Source organism: Pauljensenia sp. UMB6358 (genome assembly GCF_030216865.1).
In the GTDB taxonomy this organism is placed as follows: Bacteria; Actinomycetota; Actinomycetes; order Actinomycetales; family Actinomycetaceae; genus Pauljensenia; species Pauljensenia turicensis_A.
This window is the reverse complement of sequence record NZ_JASOMS010000047.1, coordinates 1-395: the sequence shown is the minus strand read 5'-3', so window position 1 is coordinate 395 and position 395 is coordinate 1. Positions and strand designations below refer to the sequence as shown.

1 protein-coding gene is annotated in these 395 nt (G+C 66.1%); it reads left to right on the top strand.

All coding sequences use genetic code 11. From position 1 onward, the window contains the following. On the top strand, positions 1-305 hold a 305-nt coding region (locus QP381_RS08570; protein WP_285068513.1), incomplete at its 5' end, for a hypothetical protein. Positions 306-395: the final 90 nt, after the last annotated feature.

Genomic DNA, 395 nt, shown 5'->3' with positions numbered 1-395 from the left:
GCGCAACCCCAGAAGAACTCCTCCAAGGTGCGGCACGTCTCGCGGCGGATCCTAACCGCGTCGACCAGTACACGCCCCATCCGGCAACCTGGCTCAACCAAGGCCGCTGGGAAGACGAAACCCCGCTTCCGGCTCGTGCCCCGGCTTCTGCCGCGGAACGGCGCACCCAGGCCCAGCAGCAGATCTGGGATTGGGCGACCAGCCCCGAACCGCTACCGGCGATGCGTCAGGGTGGGCAGCTCACCTACGAGCAGGCCATGGCCCAGGTGGAAGCCAGCGAGCGGAAGCAGGTGACCGATGGCTAGCAAGCAAATGATCGGCATCTGCGTAAACCGGCTTATTTCCGCGGGCGCGGCCTGGGACATGACGCAAGCACCGCAGATCGCTGGCGAACT